General features: G+C 64.3%; 15 protein-coding genes. 9 read left to right on the forward strand and 6 right to left on the reverse strand.

Annotated features, from left to right (window positions below):
- Positions 1–19: 19 nt before the first annotated feature.
- Positions 20–511 carry an MmcB family DNA repair protein gene (locus tag AB7Z56_RS42165; protein ID WP_063980055.1) on the reverse strand — a complete coding sequence of 164 codons (492 nt, stop codon included), beginning with the start codon at positions 509–511 and terminating at the stop codon, positions 20–22.
- Between the two features lie 84 nt (positions 512–595).
- Positions 596–2,200 carry an alpha-amylase family glycosyl hydrolase gene (locus tag AB7Z56_RS42170; RefSeq protein WP_063980056.1) on the reverse strand — a complete coding sequence of 535 codons (1,605 nt, stop codon included), beginning with the start codon at positions 2,198–2,200 and terminating at the stop codon, positions 596–598.
- Positions 2,201–2,367: 167 nt separating this feature from the next.
- Here AB7Z56_RS42170 and AB7Z56_RS42175 point away from each other — a divergent pair, with 167 nt between their 5' ends.
- Complete coding sequence (locus AB7Z56_RS42175) at positions 2,368–3,048, forward strand: MBL fold metallo-hydrolase (protein ID WP_063980057.1); 681 nt, start codon at positions 2,368–2,370, stop codon at positions 3,046–3,048.
- Between the two features lie 58 nt (positions 3,049–3,106).
- Here AB7Z56_RS42175 and AB7Z56_RS42180 read toward each other — a convergent pair whose 3' ends face one another.
- Positions 3,107–3,475, reverse strand: a complete 369-nt coding sequence (locus AB7Z56_RS42180; RefSeq protein WP_063980058.1) for a winged helix-turn-helix transcriptional regulator — start codon at positions 3,473–3,475, stop codon at positions 3,107–3,109.
- Positions 3,476–3,614: 139 nt separating this feature from the next.
- Here AB7Z56_RS42180 and AB7Z56_RS42185 point away from each other — a divergent pair, with 139 nt between their 5' ends.
- Positions 3,615–3,917, forward strand: coding sequence for a hypothetical protein (locus AB7Z56_RS42185; RefSeq protein ID WP_231143720.1), 303 nt, complete (start codon positions 3,615–3,617; stop codon positions 3,915–3,917).
- Between the two features lie 22 nt (positions 3,918–3,939).
- Here the strand turns inward: AB7Z56_RS42185 and AB7Z56_RS42190 are convergent, their stop codons facing one another.
- Together AB7Z56_RS42190 and AB7Z56_RS42195 are read right to left on the reverse strand one after the other, a co-directional pair.
- Positions 3,940–5,118: an extracellular catalytic domain type 1 short-chain-length polyhydroxyalkanoate depolymerase gene (locus AB7Z56_RS42190; protein WP_063980060.1), complete on the reverse strand. Its 1,179-nt coding sequence runs from the start codon at positions 5,116–5,118 to the stop codon at positions 3,940–3,942.
- Between the two features lie 139 nt (positions 5,119–5,257).
- Entirely contained in the window at positions 5,258–6,601 is a 1,344-nt protein-coding gene (locus tag AB7Z56_RS42195) for an MFS transporter (RefSeq protein WP_354097297.1), read from the reverse strand.
- A gap of 148 nt (positions 6,602–6,749) precedes the next feature.
- On the opposite strand from AB7Z56_RS42195, the gene sthA reads away from it, so the two are divergent.
- The 3 genes from sthA (at position 6,750) to AB7Z56_RS42210 (ending at position 11,179) form a co-directional block, all read left to right on the forward strand.
- Positions 6,750–8,141, forward strand: a complete 1,392-nt coding sequence (sthA, locus tag AB7Z56_RS42200; RefSeq protein WP_063980061.1) for a Si-specific NAD(P)(+) transhydrogenase — start codon at positions 6,750–6,752, stop codon at positions 8,139–8,141.
- A gap of 290 nt (positions 8,142–8,431) precedes the next feature.
- Positions 8,432–9,667, forward strand: coding sequence for an LLM class flavin-dependent oxidoreductase (locus AB7Z56_RS42205; RefSeq protein ID WP_014491084.1), 1,236 nt, complete (start codon positions 8,432–8,434; stop codon positions 9,665–9,667).
- Positions 9,668–9,805: 138 nt separating this feature from the next.
- Entirely contained in the window at positions 9,806–11,179 is a 1,374-nt protein-coding gene (locus tag AB7Z56_RS42210) for a cytochrome P450 (RefSeq protein ID WP_063980062.1), read from the forward strand.
- A 118-nt stretch (positions 11,180–11,297) separates the two neighbouring features.
- Here AB7Z56_RS42210 and AB7Z56_RS42215 read toward each other — a convergent pair whose 3' ends face one another.
- Positions 11,298–12,137, reverse strand: a complete 840-nt coding sequence (locus AB7Z56_RS42215) for an SDR family NAD(P)-dependent oxidoreductase (protein ID WP_063980063.1) — start codon at positions 12,135–12,137, stop codon at positions 11,298–11,300.
- Between the two features lie 179 nt (positions 12,138–12,316).
- Between AB7Z56_RS42215 and AB7Z56_RS42220 the strand changes: the two genes are divergently transcribed.
- The 4 genes from AB7Z56_RS42220 to AB7Z56_RS42235 all read left to right on the forward strand — a co-directional run bounded on the left by AB7Z56_RS42220 (position 12,317) and on the right by AB7Z56_RS42235 (position 18,419).
- Complete coding sequence (locus AB7Z56_RS42220) at positions 12,317–13,282, forward strand: sensor histidine kinase (RefSeq protein ID WP_063980064.1); 966 nt, start codon at positions 12,317–12,319, stop codon at positions 13,280–13,282.
- Positions 13,283–13,488: 206 nt separating this feature from the next.
- Positions 13,489–15,225, forward strand: a complete 1,737-nt coding sequence (locus tag AB7Z56_RS42225) for a putative bifunctional diguanylate cyclase/phosphodiesterase (protein ID WP_063980065.1) — start codon at positions 13,489–13,491, stop codon at positions 15,223–15,225.
- A 224-nt stretch (positions 15,226–15,449) separates the two neighbouring features.
- A complete protein-coding gene (locus tag AB7Z56_RS42230; protein ID WP_063980066.1) occupies positions 15,450–16,889 on the forward strand; it encodes a sigma-54 interaction domain-containing protein in 1,440 nt (479 codons plus the stop codon).
- 345 nt (positions 16,890–17,234) lie between these two features.
- Positions 17,235–18,419 (forward strand): substrate-binding domain-containing protein, encoded by a 1,185-nt coding sequence (locus AB7Z56_RS42235; RefSeq protein WP_063985950.1) that lies wholly within the window; start codon positions 17,235–17,237, stop codon positions 18,417–18,419.
- Positions 18,420–18,479 lie beyond the last annotated feature (60 nt).

Below are 18,479 nucleotides of genomic sequence, written 5' to 3' on the forward strand. Positions count from 1 at the left end.
GCTAATCCACCCTACGACTTCATTCCCAAAAATCCGCGTGGCCCTGCGGGTCGACCAGACGGTTGATCCGGAGCGCTGCCGCCATCGCGAAACGCACCGTCATCTGCTTGCGCGTGGCGGCCTGAAGCTTGTGCTCGGGCGCCTCGCACTGCATGTGCGCGCCATAGGCGTCCGCAATGATCAGGCCGGTGTCTTGCGGGAAGATCTCGCACGGCAGATCCTGCGTGAAGGCGAAGAACAGCCGGTCGCAATGGGCGCGGTATTCGTGCCATTTCTGGTCGGCACGCAAATCCTCGACCGACGATTTGATCTCGACGATCCAGATCTCGCCGCGCTCGTTGAGCGCCACCAGATCGGCGCGCCGGCCCGACGGCAGCGGTAATTCGCTGATGCAGGTAAAGCCGAGCGAGCGCAGCAACCGCGCCGTGCCGCGCGCGATCGCAAGCGCCGTCTCGGACTGGCGGCGATCGGGCGGCGGAACGAGAGCGATGTTGCGGGCGGGGCTGTCCATGGGGGGAGCTTAGCCGATTCCGGTTGGTGCGGACACTGTCCGATGAACCGCGGCCACACGCTCATCTGTCGTCCCCGCGAACGGCTAGATATATGGCGGCATCACCACCACGCCCTCGTTCCCGCGCAGATCCAGCACGCCTTCCAGCCTCTCGCCCTCGCGATCCAGAAACGTCGACAGCAAGATCTCGCTGTTGAAACGGATCGCGCTGGTGGTCACGGCGATCGGGTCGGGCCCGAGATTGAGCACGACGATGATCGCGGTGCCCTCGGCCTCGCGGCGATAGACCAGCAGATCGCCTTGCGCGGCGATCGGATGGTAGTCGCCCTCGACCAGCGCCGGAGATGCCTTCCGCAAGGCAATCAGCCGCTTGTACAGACTGAGGATCGAACGCGAATCGGCTTCGAGATCGGCGACGTTCTCGCGGATATGGTCCTCCGGCAGCGGCAGCCAGGGCCTTACGCCGGAGAAGCCGCTGGCCGGCGACGCATCCCACTGCATCGGCGTACGGCAGCCGTCGCGCCCCACTCCGATGCCGGGCACATTCTTCTCGAAGGGATCGCGCACGTCCTCGGGGGAGATCGCCAGCTGATGCATGCCGATCTCGTCGCCGTAATAGAGCGTCGGCGTACCGCGCAGCGTCAGCAGCAACATGGCGGCGACGCGGGCCTGCTCCGGCCCGACACGACTCGCGACGCGCGGACGATCGTGATTGCCGAGCACCCAGTTCGGCCAGGCGCCCTTCGGCAGCGCCTTCTCGTAATCCTCGACGATTGTCTCGATCGAGCGCGCGCTCCAGAACGTCGAGAGCAGCGCGAAGTTGAACGGCATCTGCGCGCCGGTGAGATCGTTGCCGTAATAGGCCATCAGACGGTGCAGCGGCAGATAGATTTCGCCGATCAGCACGCGGTCGCGATACGCATCCGTGACGCGCCGCATCTCGGCGATGACGTCATGCACCTCCGGCTGGTCGGTGGAGTATTGCGTCAGGATCCTCTCGTTCGGCGGCCGGCCCTCGACGTAATGCGGGTTCGGCGGGTTGTCGCGGAATTCGGCATCCTTGATCAGGTGCCAGATCACATCGACGCGGAAGCCGTCGACGCCTTTCTCCAGCCAGAACCGCATCGCGTCGTAGATCGCCGCGCGGACATCCGGATTGCGCCAGTTGAGGTCCGGCTGCTCGGCAAGGAAGGCGTGGTAGTAATATTGACCTGTCGTCTCGTCGAATTGCCAGGCGCTGCCGCCAAATTCGGACAGCCAGTTGTTCGGGACACCGCCATCGGCGGCCGGATCGCGCCAGACGTACCAGTCGCGTTTGGGATTGTCGCGCGAGGACCGGCTCTCGACGAACCAGGGATGCTGGCTTGATGTGTGGTTCGGCACGAGGTCGAGGATCAGTTTCAGCCCGGTTTCATGCGCAGCCGCGAGCAGCGCATCGAAATCCGCCATCGTGCCGAACAGCGGATCGATGCCGGTATAGTCGGAGATGTCGTAGCCGAAATCGGCCATCGGCGAGGGAAAGATCGGCGACAGCCAGATCGCGTCGACGCCGAGCGATTTCACGTAAGGCAGCCGGCGCAGGATGCCGGCGAGATCGCCGACGCCGTCACCGTCTGAGTCCTGAAAGGAGCGCGGGTAGATCTGATAGAAGATGCCGTCGCGCCACCAATTGTCGCCGCCCTGAGCCATGGCCGGAATACCACTCACTAATCTACCCTGCGCGAGAAAACGCGAAAGGAACGCCCCGGTTCAAACCAGCAGGCCAATTGGGACGGCCGTGTGACGACCGGCTGTTCCCGGGGCTACGACACAAATCTTTTGCTTGGCGGCATGGCAAAAATCGGCATTGTGAGGCCATGACCGAGCAAAACAATACCCAAGAATCACAGCAAGCCAAGGCTGGCGCGATCATCGTCCCCGTGACGCTGTTCGAGCAGAACTGCACCATCATCTGGGACGAGCCCGGCAAGAAGGCCGTGGTGATCGACCCCGGCGGGGACGTGCCGAAGATTCTGGACGCGATCAAGCAGACCGGCGTCACCGTAGAGAAGATCTGGCTGACCCACGGCCATATCGACCATGTCGGCGGCGCGGCCGAATTGCGCGATGCGCTGAAGGTGCCGATCGAGGGGCCGCATGTCGCGGATAAATTCCTGCTCGACAACGTGGTCGAGAGCGGCGCGCGCTTCGGCATGACCGGCGGCCGCAATTTCGAGCCGGACCGCTGGCTCGACGAGGGCGACAGCGTGTCGATCGGCGGCCTGCAGTTCGATATTTTGCACTGCCCGGGCCACTCGCCCGGCAGCGTGGTGTTCTTCAACAAGGACTTGCGCTTTGCCCATGTCGGCGACGTGCTGTTTGCGGGCTCGGTCGGGCGCACCGACCTGCCCGGCGGCAGTCACGCCACGCTGATCAACTCGATCAAGACCAAGCTCTTGCCGCTCGGCGACGACGTCGGCTTCATCTGCGGCCACGGCGCCGGCTCGAGCATCGGCCAGGAACGGATGACCAATCCGTTCATCACCGGCGAGATGTAGCCTTTTACTTGAGCATGATCTTTTCGGAAAACCGCTTCACACTTTTCCGGATCATGCTCTACTCGGCGGCCTCCGCCAACGCCGCGGTGTCACTGAGGTTGCGTTCGCCCCAGTCGCGGATCGCGGCGACGACCGGCACGAAGCTCTTGCCTTTGCGCGTCAGGCGATACTCGACCTTCGGCGGCACCTCGCCAAAATCCTTGCGGTCGATCAGGCCGCTTTGGGTCAGCGCCTTCAATTCGCGGCTGAGCACGCGCGGGGTGATCTCGGCGCTGCCGGCCATGCCGCGCAACAGGCCGCTCCTGATCTCGCCATAGCGGCGCGGACCGTCCTTGAGGTCCCAGACGATGCGGAGCTTGTACTTGCCGCTGATCATCTTCTGAAAGGCCGTAACCGGACAGGTGCGCGCCGGGTTTGCCCTTGCCATGTCGCCTCCTCCATACGCAGCCAGCTTGCGGGAGGATAGGAGCGACGTCGAAAAAGTCCATACTATCAATTTTGTCCATACTTGCAGGATCGCCCGCAAGGCGCAGATGATGGCGCACATGACGAACAGGGAGCGTCACATGAAGCATTTCATGATCAGGTACGAATTCAAAAACGGCACGACGGAAGCCTGGCACCAGGAGATCGGCCGCTTCATCAAGGCGATCGAGGGCGATCCGGAGTTGAAGGGGCGGATCGGCTATCGGGTCCTGAAGAACCGCGACGACGCCAGCTACTTCCACCTCGCCAGCGTCACCGACGAGGCTGCGCAAAAAGCGCTGCAATCGCGCGACTTCTTCAAGGCCTATCAGGAGATGACGCGGAAGGTCGCCGGCGGCGAGGTGACGGTGGCGCCGATCGAATGGATCGATCAGACGGCGTAGCCGTCGCTTATCGAGCGACGAACTACTTCATCAATCCCGCGGCGGTCAGTGCGCGCGTGATGATCTGGCCGAGATCGAAGCCGCGCGCCGCCGCGCGCTTCGGCTCGGCCGGCTCTTCGGCAACGGCGACTGCAGCACGGATCGAGCGGGCGAGATGCGGCGCGGGTGAAAGCGCCGGCTTCGACGTCCCGGGCCCGGCCTTCTTCCCGGCCGCGTCCGGAATCCAGCCGGTGAGGCCGAAGAATTTTGCGATGTTGTACGACGAGGAAATACCGGCCTCGATCAGGAATGCGCCTTCGATGCCGTAGCGCTGATCATTGTCGGCGAGGCCGAGCGGCGTGCCGTGGGCCATATCGGTGATGGCGTAGGACTCGACCAGGGTTTCGCCGTCCTTGTTCCACCAGGCCTGGCGCGGATAGCCGTCGACAATGGTCTCCGCCATCGGCACGGCCGGCAGATCGTGCAAATCGAGCCACTGCTTGACGATCTCGCTGGCGTTGCCGGGATTGACGGTGCGGTCGGCGCTGCCGTGCCACACCGACATCTTCGGCCACGGCCCGCGATGGTTCGAGGCACGCCGCACGAAGTCGCCGAGTTCGCGCTCCGGCCGCTGCGGCGAATGAAACATGCCGTCCAGCGCCTCGCGCAGATTCGAGGCGATGCCATAGGGCAACCCGGCGATCACCGCACCGGCCGCAAAAACTTCCGGATAGGTCGCGAGCATCACCGACGTCATGCCGCCGCCGGCGGAGAGACCGGTGATGAAGACGCGCTTGGGATCGATGCGGTGCGCTTCGGCCATATGCGCGATCATCTCGCGGATCGACCGCGCCTCGCCGCCGTCCCGCGCAGTGTCTTCCGGATTGAACCAGTTGAAGCAGGTGTTGCCATTGTTGACGCGTTGCTGCTCGGGCATCACCAGCGCGAAGCCGTAATGCTTCGCGAGCGTCGACCATCCCGCGCCGAGATCGTAAGCAGCGGCGGTCTGGCCGCAGCCATGCAGCACGACAACGAGCGCGCGCGGCTTCTGGAGTTGCGCCGGCACGAACGCGAACATGCGCAGGTTTCCGGGATTGTCGCCGAAGCCCGTGACTTCTTCCAACGGGCTGGATACGTCCGCGCTCCGGCCGAATTCGGCAAGGCGCAGACCATCCACCTTTGGCAGATGTCTCAAGAGAGCGAGATTTTTGGCAAGCGACACGGCAACTCCTGGCAGGCGACGTTCAACGTTCACCCAAACCAAATAGTTGCTGCGGTGCAAAATAAAAAGCCCGTGTGCTGTCTATCACCCGAAATCACGCAAAAATCCGCAGGAATACGCATGAATTAACCGCAATGCCTCAACTTCGTGCAGAGACGCGGCGCATCCACGCCAGAAATGCGGCGCAGATCGTGATTAACGCCGCGCCGATTGCGGCCACTCCGGCCGCATTTCCGATCTGCGCCGTCGTGCCGTACATGCCGGACGCCGAGCCTGCCGCGACAGGCTTCACCGTCGAGAGCACCGCACCGGATAGCGGCGCCATCACCAGCCCCTGGCCGCAGCCGAAGATGATCATGACGAGCGCGAGCAGGATCGGCGCGGGCGCATCGATATACCCCGTGACCAGCGCGAGTGCGGCGAGGCCCGCGATCTGCAGCATGCAGCCTTCGATCAACACCTTGGTCCCGCGATGGCGCGCCCGCGCGCCGCTGTGGCGCGACGCGACCACGAAAGCCAGCGCGAGCGGAATGAAGGCCATGCCGGCTGCGAGCGGCGGGATCTTCAGGCCGCGCTGCATGAACAGCGTCATGACCAGATAGAACGAGAGGTTGGCGACGAAGAAAAAGAACGCCGCGCCGAGCCCGCGCAGGAAGGCTGCATCGGACAGCAGCGTCAGATCGATCAGCGGCATGCCGCCGGCGCGCGCCACCGCATGCTCGAGCTTCAGGAACGCGACAAGGATCGCGCCGCCGACCGCCATCACGGCCCATAGCCACGGCGCCCAGCCGACATCGTGACCGAACAGCAGCGGTCCGATCAGGCACAACAGCCCCGCGAACAGCACCACGCTCCCTTTGATATCGAGCCGCGTGCCGGCCCGGCGCGGCACCGACGGCATGATGCACCAGGCGGCGGCCGCAATGACGAGGCCGCAGGGCACGTTGACGAAGAACACCGAGCGCCAGCCGGTACCGGCGAGGTCGATCGTGACCAGGAGACCACCGAGCAGGAAGCCCGCGGCGCCCGCAAGCCCGAGCACGATGCCGTAGATGGCGAAAGCGCGGCTGCGCTGTTCGTCGGTGAAGAGCAGATGCAGCGTCGCCAGCACCTGCGGCACCATCAGCGCTGCAGTCGCGCCCTGCGCCAGCCGTGCGATGATCAGCTCCGCGCCCGATTGCGCCAACCCGCACCACAGCGAGGTCACCGTGAAACCGAGCACGCCGGCCAGGAAGACATTCTTCGTGCCGTGGATGTCGCCGAGGCGGCCGCCGGTGACGACCAGCGTGGCGTAGGCGATCAGATATATCGCGATGACGGATTCGATCTGCGCCGGCGTCGCATGCAGGTCCACTGCGATAGTGGGAATGGCGACGTTCACGATGAACGCGTCGACGCCGAACATGAATTGAGCAGCGACGACGATCGCCAGCACGCCCCAGCGGCGCGACGAATCGACTTGTTTTGTGACGGTTTGATGCATTTTCGCGCGAGCCTTCGGCGATTTATTTGCGCGCAAAACTCGCAGATCGGCGTCATTGGCGCGATTACCTCCGAGGTAGGACTTGCCGCTTTGGCCCGATTGCTGCATGGCAATTCCCGCTGGTTTCGCGGGCTCGGAAGTTTTCCGGATGTACGACTACGACATGGTGGTGATCGGCTCGGGCCCGTCGGGGCGCCGGGCCGCGGTGCAATGTGCCAAGCTCGGCAAGGCCGTGCTGGTGGTGGAGAAGGGCCGACGGGTCGGCGGCGTCTCGGTCCATACCGGGACGATTCCTTCAAAGACCCTGCGCGAGACCGTGCTCAATCTCTCCGGCTGGCGCGAGCGTGGCTTTTACGGCCGCTCCTACAAGGTGAAGCAGGACATCGCGGCGAGCGACCTGATGATCCGTCTTCAGAAGACGCTCGACCATGAGGTCGAGGTACTCGAGCATCAGTTCAGCCGCAACCTGGTGCGCACCGCCAATGGCGAGGCGCGGCTGGTCTCACCGCACGAGGTCGAGATCACGAGCTCAATTGGCGAGGTAAAGGTGGTGTCGGCCGCCTTCATCCTGATCGCCTGCGGCACGCGCCCGTTCCGCCCCGACTACGTGCCGTTCGACGGCACCACCGTGCTCGACAGCGACGAGATCATCGAGCTGGCAAAGCTGCCGCGCAGCCTGGCTGTGATCGGCGCCGGCGTGATCGGCGTCGAATACGCCACCATCTTCAGCGCGCTCGACGTGCCAGTGACCCTGATCGAGCCGCGGCCGACCTTCCTCGATTTCATCGACAAGGAATTGATCGACGAATTCGTGCACGAGCTGCGCGACCGCAACGTCGCGCTGCGGCTCGGCGCCAAGGTCAATTCGATCGAGAAGACTGCGCAGGGTGGCATCGTCACGCATTTGTCGGACGGGCGGCACGTCACCACGGAAATGCTGCTGTTCGCGGCGGGGCGCGTCGGCGCGACCGACCGGCTAAACTTAGAGGCGGCCGGCATCGTCGTCGACCATCGCGGCCGCATCTCGGTCGATCCCGTGACCTTGCAGACCAGCGTGCCGCACATCTACGCCGCCGGTGACGTGATCGGCTTTCCGAGCCTTGCTTCCACCTCGATGGAGCAGGGACGCGTCGCCGCCTGCCACGCGCTCGGCATGGAGCCGCTCGCGCCGCCGGAGTTCTTCCCCTACGGCATCTATTCGGTGCCGGAAATATCGACGACGGGACTCACCGAAGAAGAGGTGCGCACGCGCGGCATTCCCTACGAGGTCGGCATCGCACGCTTCCGCGAGACCTCGCGCGGCCACATCATGGGGCTGAACAGCGGCATGATGAAGATGATCTTCTCGACCAAGACGCGCCGGTTGCTCGGCGTGCACATCCTCGGCGAAGGCGCCACCGAGCTGATCCATATCGGCCAGGCCGTGCTGAACCTCAAAGGCACCATCGACTATTTCATCCAGAACACGTTCAACTATCCGACGCTGGCGGAGGCGTACAAGATCGCCGGGCTGGATGCGTGGAACAGGATGACGCGGTAGCGGCGTTCTTCGCGGCAAATTTGGTGAACAGTCCCTTTGCGGCCATCCTTCGAGACGACCGCTGCGCGGTCTCCTCAGGATGAGGTCTCGCTTCGCGGCGAGGTGTTAGACCCTCACGGTGAGGAGCCCGCGAAGCGGGCGTCTCGAACCATGCAGGCCAGGCAGGTCGTTGCAGCGTCTCAACGCATGCCTGCATTCCGCCGCGCGGGACACCGCGCGATTGCCTTCGCTATCGCCAGCACGTAGCCTCATCGCCTCAACAAACAGAAAATTCAGCCGGAGAGAACGCCATGGCGCGCCTGAAGTTCGGAGCCTTCCTTGCCCCGCATCACCCGATCGGGGAGCATCCGATGCTCCAGTTCCGGCGCGATCTCGACCTGGTCGAGCAGCTCGACGCGCTCGGCTATGACGAGTTCTGGTGCGGCGAGCATCATTCCTCCGGCTGGGAGATGATCGCCTCGCCCGAGATGTTTCTGGCCGCGGCCGGCGAGCGCACCAAGCGGATCAAGCTCGGCACCGGCGTGGTGTCGCTGCCCTATCATCATCCCTTCAACGTCGCCCAGCGCATGGTGCAGCTCGACCACATGACCGGCGGCCGCGCCATCTTCGGCTCCGGCCCCGGCGCGCTGGCGTCGGACGCGCACACGCTCGGCATCGACCCGATGACGCAGCGCGACCGCCAGGACGAGGCCATCGGCGTGATCCGCCGCCTGTTCAACGGCGAACGCGTCACCGCGAAGAGCGACTGGTTCACCATGAACGACGCCGCACTCCAGATCCTGCCCTTGCAGGAGGAGATGCCGTTCGTGGTGGCCTCGCAGATCTCGCCGTCGGGCATGACGCTCGCCGGCAAATACGGCATCGGCATCATCTCGCTGGGCTCGATGACGACGCAAGGGTTGATGTCCCTGCAACAGCAATGGCAGTTCGCCGAGGACGCCGCCAAGAAGCACGGCACCAAGGTGGATCGGGCGAACTGGCGCGTGCTGCTGACCTGGCACCTCGCCGAGACCCGCGAGCAGGCCCGCCGCGAAGCCGGCGCCGGCCTGATGCGCTGGCACAACGAATATAATGTCGGCACGCTGCAGCGGCCGGGCCTGACCGCGTTCGCCTCGCCCGACGAGGCCGTGGACAAGACCGCTTTCGTCGACGGTGCGGCCTCCGTGATCGGCACGCCCGACGACCTCGTCAAGATGATCAAGAACGTGATGCAGGTGTCGGGCGGCGTCGGCGCCGTGATCGGCTTCGTGCACGATTGGGCCAATCCCGAAAATACCCGCCGAAGCTGGGACCTGGTGGCGCGCTACGTCGTGCCGGAGATCAACGGCTATATCGACGGATTGCGGAAGTCGCAAAAGTTCGTGATTGAGAACCGCGCGATCTTCGAACGCGCCGGGCAGGCCGTGATGGCGAAGATCATGGAGAACGAAAAGGCTGCAGAGGCCTTGAAGGTGACCGGCGCCGGCCGCGTCGCCATTCCCGCCGTCAACGCCCCGGATTTGCAGAAGGAAGCGGCGAAGCGGTAGGCCCGTCGGAACTACGCTTGTAACGACGTTCACAAGAAAGACATACCGGCCTGTGCTATGCTGACCCCGGTCAGCTGGCGCGGGTCGTAGTCATCTGTGTTCGCGCGCCTGTTCGGTCGGTCAACCGGAGCAATCGTCATGTCGATGCAGAATGTCGCCCCTGCGCTTCCGTTCACCGCACCCAGGCGCAACGAGCTGACGCACATCCCTGGCGACGAGGGCTGGCCGATCATCGGCAAGACCTTTCAGGTGCTCGCCGACCCCAAGGGACATATCGAGGCGAACGGCGCCAAATACGGCCCGGTCTACCGCACCCATATTTTCGGCGAGACCAATGTCGTGCTGCTCGGGCCCGAGGCCAACGAGCTCGTGCTGTTCGACCAGCAAAAGCTGTTCTCGTCGACACATGGCTGGAACAAGGTGCTGGGCCTGTTGTTTCCGCGCGGCCTGATGCTGCTCGATTTCGACGAGCACCGTCTGCATCGCAAGGCGCTGTCGGTCGCGTTCAAGTCGGGGCCGATGAAGTCGTATCTGAGCGATCTCGACTACGGCATCGCCGCGCGCGTCGCGCAGTGGAAGGCGAAGCCCGGCGAGATGAAGCTCTATCCGGCGATGAAGCAGCTCACGCTCGACCTCGCGGCGGCGTCGTTCCTCGGCGCGGATATCGGGCCGGAGGTCGACGAGATCAACCGCGCGTTCGTCGACATGGTCGCGGCCGCGGTCGCCCCGATCCGCCGGCCGCTGCCGGGCACGCAGATGGCGGCTGGCGTGAAGGGACGCAAACGCATCGTCGCCTATTTCCGCGAGCAGATCCCGCTGCGACGCGGCAATCACGGCGGCGACGATCTGTTCTCGCAGCTCTGCCGCGCCACCCACGAGGATGGCGCCCTGCTCTCCGAGCAGGACATCATCGACCATATGAGCTTCCTGATGATGGCGGCGCACGACACGCTGACCTCGTCGCTGACCTCCTTCATCGGCGAGCTCGCCGCCAATCCGGACTGGCAGGATAGATTGCGCGCGGAGGTTCTTGCGCTGGGGCTCGCACCGGGTTCGCCGAGCAGCTTCGACGACCTCGAAAAAATGCCGCTGTCGGAGATGGCGTTCAAGGAGGCCCTGCGGATCAAGCCGCCGGTGCCGTCGATGCCGCGCCGTGCGATGCGCGATTTCACCTTCAAGGGTTTTACGATTCCGGCCGGTACCGCCGTCGGCGTCAATCCGCTCTACACCCACCACATGAAGGACATCTGGCCGGAGCCGGATCGCTTCGATCCCTTGCGCTTCACCGAGGAAGCCCAGCGCAACCGGCATCGCTTCGCCTGGGTGCCGTTCGGCGGCGGCGCGCATATGTGCCTCGGCCTGCACTTCGCCTACATGCAGGCGAAGTGTTTTGCCCGGCACTTTTTGCAGAACCTCGAAGTGTCGCTGGAGCCGGGCTACAAGCCGGACTGGCAGATGTGGCCGATCCCGAAGCCGCGGGATGGCTTGCGGGTGCGGGTGAAGACGGTTTAGGCACCGTTTTCGTAGGGTGGGCAAAGGCGCGTAGCGCCGTGCCCACCATTCCTCGCGAAGAAAGAATTGGTGGGCGCGCTTCGCTTTGCCCACCCTACGGCACCGTCACCTGCCGCTACTACGCCTCCTGATCGAACGCCTTGCGCATGGCGACGTAACCCTGCTGCTGCTGGCTCCAGTTGCGGCCGCCGGTGACGGCGCCGTCGACGACGAGATCGTGTCCGTTGACGAAGCTGGATTCGTCGCTCGCCAGAAACACCGCGGCCTGCGCGATGTCATCGGGGAGGCCCGCGCGCGGGATCGGCTGTGCGGTCTTGAAGACTTCGCGCATCACGGCAGGCGTCGCCTCCGCCGCATCGGTCGCGAGCCCCAGCGCCTTGCCGAAAATGCCGGTCGCGATCGCACCGGGCGAGATCGAGTTGACGCGCACGTTGGACTCGCCGAGCTCCATCGCCACGCATTTGGTGAGATGGATCACCGCCGCCTTGGCCGCGCCATAGACGACCGACGAGGAAAAGCCGGCAAGACGGCCTGCGATGCTGCCATTGTTGATGATGCTGCCAGAACCCTGCTTCTTCATGACGGGCGCGGCATGCTTCATGCCGAGCATGACGCTGCGCACCAGGGTCGCCATCGCCGCGTCGAACCGCTCGACATCGAGGCCTTCGATGCCCCCGGTCTGCGCCGGGCCGCCGGCATTGTTGAACAGGCAGTCGATCCGGCCGAACTTCTCGACCGCGAGCGCGATCAGCGCCTGCATCCGCGCTTCGACCGTCACGTCGGTCTGGCGAAAGATGCAATTGACCCCGAGCTGCTTCGCCAGCGCCTCGCCTTCCGGTATGCGCCGCCCCGCGATCACAATTTTGGCACCTTCGGCAACGAAGACTTCCGCGGTACGCAGGCCGATCCCGCTCGTCGCGCCCGTAATCACCGCAACCTTGCCATCCAACCTACCCATGGAATGTTCCTGTTTTCGAATGATTTGATGTCAAATGGCGGACGCCGATCGATCTCGGCGCCGCGACAGTCACTATTCCTGCCGGTCTGCGACAAGGCAAGCTTTGCTTGTGCATGCGACATGCGTAACATTCCCGCTCCTTTCTCGATTTACGCGCGCATAGCGCAACCGGGCCGGGCATGGAGAAGCTGATCGACGAATTCCGCAAGGGCTGGCAGGGCGTGGCAGCGCCATCCCTCGCTCTGAGCCTCGGCTTCGCGGTCGCCTGCCTGCTGGTTGCGACGGTGGCGCGCTGGGGTCTCGCGCATGTGCGGCCCGACGTCTACTTCACCCCGTACTTTCCGGCCGTGTTCTTTGCCGCCGCGTTCGGCGGCTTGCGGATCGGCATCATCACCGCGCTGATCGGCGGCGTGCTCGGCGTCGTCGTCAATTTCAGCGACGCTCTTGCCGATCGCTCCAGGTTCACCTTGCTGACCCTTTATTGGGGCGTCTCCGCACTCACGATCTGGGGCGTCGAGCACTATCGCGGGATGCTGGCGGAACAGCGCCGGATTTCCAAACGGCTGATCGAGGAAGAAGAATACCGCAAGCTGCTGGTCGACGAGCTGCAGCATCGGCTGAAGAACAAGCTGTCGACCGCGCACGCCGTGCTGCACCAGGTGCTGCACGACCAGCCGCAGGTCTGGGCCCGGATCGATCCGCGGCTACGGTCGCTGGCTGCAACCGACGATCTGATCTCGCGGATCGACAAGGGCGGCTGCGATATCCGCGATCTCCTGATCGCAGAGCTCGGACCTTACGGCCATGTCCGCTTCACGCTCAACGGCGACCGGCTGTTCCTGCCGCCGAAGCTCGCGGTCACGCTGTCGCTGATGTTTCACGAGCTCGCCACCAACGCGGGCAAATATGGTGCGTTCTCCGCGCCGCGCGGATTATTGCAGGTGTCGTGGACCGTCAGCGGCGACCGTCTGACCGTCACCTGGGACGAAACCGAGGGCCCGAGCATCGACAAGGTCTCCGAGCCCGGCTTCGGCACCAAGCTGCTGAAGTCAGCGCTGTCGGCTTTCGACGGCAAGTCCGAGGTCTCGTATCTCAAGACCGGCCTGCATTGCATCATGCAATGCCGCATCCCGCAGAACGGTTAGACGCGGCACGAGCGCAAGAGACGCGCGCCCCGCTCGCAGTTTCGTTGCGCGCGTTGACGCTCCGTTAATGACGATGGGTCGGGCGCGTCGCATCGCCGCAAAACACCCCCGTATTTCTCCGTACCCCTTAACCAAACCTAAGAGGGAACTGCGCAAGATCGCGTCCATTGCAAAGGCGCGTTGAAACAACAAGATTCATGACTTCTATGAACGACAACAGATATTCCGGCGCGAGTGAAGCCGAACTCGGATTTCTCAAGGAAATCGTTAGAATGCTGCCTGCCGGTCTGACCGTGCAGGACGCGCAGGGCGAGCTTCTCCTGGTTAACGATGTCGCGGCCGCTCAGCTCGGCATGGACGGCAGCCGTCCGTCGCCCGATCTGACGCCGCGCCGGGAAGCCTGCCAGCGGGCACTGAGGTCCGGCGAGGCAGTCATCTCCGAGGAAGCGCTCCAGGATGGAGCTGCACGCCAGGTGCTGCTGACCACCCATCGCCCCGTCCGCGTTGCCGGACGCGAGCTGCTGATCTCGGCCTCCTCCGACATCACCGAACAGAAGAATTTCGAGGACCAGCTGTTCCGCTCGGCCTATTTCGACGAGCTGACCGGCCTGCCCTCGCGGCGCGTGATCGAGCATCGCGCCGCCAGCCTGCTCGCGCGCGACGGCAAAGGCGAGCGTTTCGCGCTCGCCTTTCTCGACGTCGACAATTTCAAGCACATCAACGACTATTACGGCCACGCCGTCGGCGATGCGCTGCTGGTCGAGCTGTCGAAGCGGCTCGGGCGCGACCTGCGCGATTCCGACATGCTGTCGCGCATCTCCGGCGACGAATTCCTGCTGCTGCTCTCCCCGATCCAGAGCCAGGAGGAAGTCGCCGAATTCATGCAAGCGACGCTGGAGCGGCTGACCGCACCGTTCTTCATCGACAATTCGGAGGTCTTCGCCTCCACCTCCGTCGGCGTCAGCCTCTATCCCGACCACGGCCGCAGCTTCGAGACGCTGCGCCAGAACGCCGACATCGCGATGTACCGCATCAAGAACAGCGGCAAGGGCTCGGCGGCCTTCTTCGACGCCAGCATGGAGCGCGAGGCGCTGGCGCGGATGAAGATCGAGCAGTCGCTGCGGCTCGCCATCCTCGAAAAGCGCTTCTGCTGCGCGTTCCAGTCCAAGGTCGACATCCGCACCCAGGCCGTGACCGGCATCGAGGCATTGGTGCGCCTTCGCGACGACGAGGGCGTGATCCAGGCGCCGGGCTCGTTCATCAACCTTGCCGGCGAATTGGGACTCATCGACGAGCTCACCCATCTCGTGCTCGCCGAGATCGTCAAGTCGATCGACCTGATCAACGACAGCTTCGGCGCGGAAGCGACCATCAGCATCAACGTCGCCGCCAAGCAGGCCGGCAATCCCGAATTCATGCGCAGTTTCGCGCGGGCGCTGGACGAGACCGGCTTTCCGCAGCGCTTCATGATCGAGGTGACGGAAGACGCCTTCGTCGCCAAGAATCATTTCCAGACCGAGATCCTGCCGATGTTCCGCAAGCTCGGCGTCGGCATCTCCATCGACGATTTCGGCACCGGCTATTCCTCGCTCTCGGCGCTCGCCGACATCACCGCCGACGAGATCAAGATCGACCGCTCGTTCATCACCGACATCCATAAGCGTCCGCGCAGCCAGGGCATCTTGCGCGCGATCGAATCCCTGAGCGAAGCGCTCGGGATGACCGTGATCGCCGAAGGCCTCGAATCCTACGAGGAGCTGGCCTATCTCCAGGCCGCGACCAAGATCCGCTACGCGCAAGGCTATTATTTCGCCCGGCCGATCTTCCTGGAGGAGCTCAAGCTCGCCACCCCCACCTCCAGCGAATCCCGTCCCGGCGTGTCCAACCGCCCGACGCAGCAGAACCGGCAGGGCTATTCTCGGGCGAGCGGGTATCGGCGGTAAGAGCCCAAGCGCCGCTCCAATCTCGATGTCGTCGCCCGGCTTGACCGGGCGACCCAGTACGCCGAGACGGTTGTGGTTGAACCGATAGGCCGCGGCGTACTGGATGCCCCGGTCAAGCCGGGGCATGACAGCGGTGGGGGCGGCTCGCATCCGCAACACCCATTTCCCCCTTTGAAATTACTGCCCTTTTGCTAATACACGGGCGGACTTCCCTGAGGTACGCCATGCCCTCCTCCCCCGACGTCAGCGATCCCGCCTATGTCCGCGCGCGGGCGATGGTGACGCTGTTCGAGCGGCTGGAGCATCTGTGCGAGGGCGCGATCGCGATCGATCGCGGCGGGCGGGTGATCTACGTCAACGAGAAATATCTGGCGTCGCTGGGCCTCAAGCAGACCACCGAAGCGATCGGCCGGCCGATCGAGGAGATCATCCCGAACAGCCTGATGCGGAACGTCGCCGAGAGCGGCGAGCCGATCCTGCTCGACATCATGGAGCTCGGCGGCGAACAGCTCGTGGTGACGCGCATGCCGATCGAGGACGAGGACCGCAACGTCATCGGCGCGATCGGGTTCGTGCTCTACGACCACCTCGAGAGTCTCAAGCCGCTGCTTGCCCGCGTCACCCAGCTCGAGAGCGATCTGCGGCTGGCGCGGCGGCAATTGTCCAACGCCCGCGCGGCGCGCTTCACCCTTGCCGATTTCGTCGGCACGACAGCGGCGATCGCGCAGGCCAAGGAGTTCGCCAAACGCGCGGCGCGGCAGAGCGTGACCGTGCTGCTCACCGGCGAGACCGGCACCGGCAAGGAGCTGCTGGCGCAGGCGATCCACAATGCGTCCTCGCGCGCGGAAAAACCGTTCGTCAGCGTCAATGTCGCGGCGATCCCGGAAACGCTGATCGAGTCCGAATTCTTCGGCACTGCTCCGGGCGCCTATACCGGCGCCGACCGCAGGGGGCGCGAGGGCAAGTTCCGGATCGCCGATGGCGGCACGCTGTTCCTCGACGAGATCGGCGAGATGCCGCTGCAATTGCAGGCCAAGCTGTTGCGCGTGCTGCAGGAGCGCGAGATCGAGCCGCTCGGCTCGGACAAGATCAGCAAGGTCGACGTGCGCGTCATTGCCGCGACCAATGTGGATTTGCGCAAGCGCGTCAGCGACGGCGCCTTCCGCGCCGATCTCTACTACCGCCTCAACGTGCTCTCGATCGACCTGCCCCCTCTGAGAAAATGCCTCGACGATCTGCCCGACATCTGTGCGCGGCTGATCGAGGACATCAGCGCCTCCGGCGATTTCCTCAATGCCAGGATCACGCCGAGCGGATTGTCGGCGCTCGCGCGCTACGACTGGCCCGGCAACGTCCGCGAGCTCCGCAACATTCTGGAACGCGCACTGATCCTGAGCGATTCCGGGCGCCTGACCGGCGATGATTTCGTTCACATCCTGCCGGTCAGCGCGGAGGCCGGCCCTGGACCGGCGCCGCAGATGACCGGCTCGGTCGTCCCCTATGCCGAAGCCGAGGCGGAGTTCGAGAAGCAGACGCTCGAACATGCGCTCGCCGCCAGCAACGGCCAGATCTCGGAAGCCGCGCGGATGCTGCGCATCTCGCGCGCGACGTTCTACAAGAAGCTCGCCAAGTTCGGACTGGCGTCGGGATCGCCGCCTGTCTGACTTTCGAGACGGCACGTGTCCGGAGTCTCGGACTCCTGACACCGCCATATCGGCACTCGCCTGTGGCATTCGCGCGCGATCCGCCGCAATTTCAGGCATTCCCGCGCAAAACTCCGGATCTGGCGCAGGGCTTGCTCTGAGGCGGCCTGAGGAAACGCATGGGCTGATGTGAAGCCAGGGGATCGTTAACGCGAACTCATCGCGGCCTGCGACGATCCGGCACGCGCACGTCAAGAGACTGTCACATGAGCCTCGTGCAAGCTCCGCCGGAAGGTGGAATTGCAATGTATGCACACTTGTGCAAATCGCTGTGATCAAGGCAGTTCATTCAAGGAGGAAATCATCGTGCGTCGATCGCTCATTCTCACGGCAGCCATCCTCGGCCTGGCCGCGAACACCTCCGCGCAGGCCGACGACCTCAAGGTCGCGCTGATCTACGGCAAGACCGGCCCGCTCGAAGCCTATGCCAAGCAGACCGAAACCGGCCTGCAGATGGGTTTTGAATACGCCACCAAGGGCACCATGATGCTCGACGGCCGCAAGATCGTCGTCATCACCAAGGACGACCAGGGCAAGCCCGACCTGTCGAAAGCCGCGCTCGCGGAAGCCTATCAGGACGACAAGGCCGACATCGCGATCGGCACGACCTCGTCGGCCGCGGCGCTCGCCATCCTCCCCGTCGCCGAGGAGAACAAGAAGATCCTGATCGTCGAGCCCGCCGTCGCGGATCAGATTACCGGCGAGAAGTGGAATCGCTACATCTTCCGCACCGCGCGCAACTCGTCGCAGGACGCAATCTCGAACGCGGTCGCGATCGGCAAGCAGGGCGTCACCGTGGCCACGCTGGCGCAGGACTATGCCTTCGGCCGCGACGGCGTCGCCGCCTTCAAGGAGGCGCTCGCCAAGACCGGCGCGACGCTCGCCGCGGAAGAATACGCCCCGACCAACACCACCGACTTCACCGCGGTCGGCCAGCGCCTGTTCGACGCTCTCAAGGACAAGCCCGGCCGCAAGGTGATCTGGGTGATCTGGGCCGGCGCCGGCAATCCGCTGGCCAAGCTGCAGGACATGGACCCGAAGCGCTACGGCATCGAGCTCTCGACCGGCGGCAACATCCTGCCGGCGCTCGCGGCGTATAAGGGCCTGCCCGGCATGGAAGGCGCGACCTATTACTACTACGACATCCCGAAGAACCCGGTGAACGACTGGCTGGTCGCCGAGCACCAGAAGCGCTTCAACGCGCCGCCGGACTTCTTCACCGCGGGCGGTTTCGCCGCCGCGATGTCCGTCGTCGCCGCCGTCACCAAGGCGAAGTCGACCGACACCGAGAAGCTGATCACGGCGATGGAAGGCCTGGAGTTCGACACGCCGAAGGGCAAGATGGTGTTCCGCAAGGAGGACCATCAGGCGCTGCAGAGCATGTATCACTTCAAGGTCAAGGTCGATCCGAACGTCGCCTGGGCCGTGCTCGAGCCGGTACGCGAGCTGAAGATCGAGGACATGGACGTTCCGGTCCGCAACAAGCGCTGATATCGAATCCCCTCTCCCCGCCCGTGCGGGGAGAGGATCCTTCCCTATTCCAGAGTTATC

The organism is Bradyrhizobium sp. 482_C4_N1_8 (assembly GCF_052075965.1).
Taxonomy (GTDB): Bacteria; Pseudomonadota; Alphaproteobacteria; order Rhizobiales; family Xanthobacteraceae; genus Bradyrhizobium; species Bradyrhizobium barranii.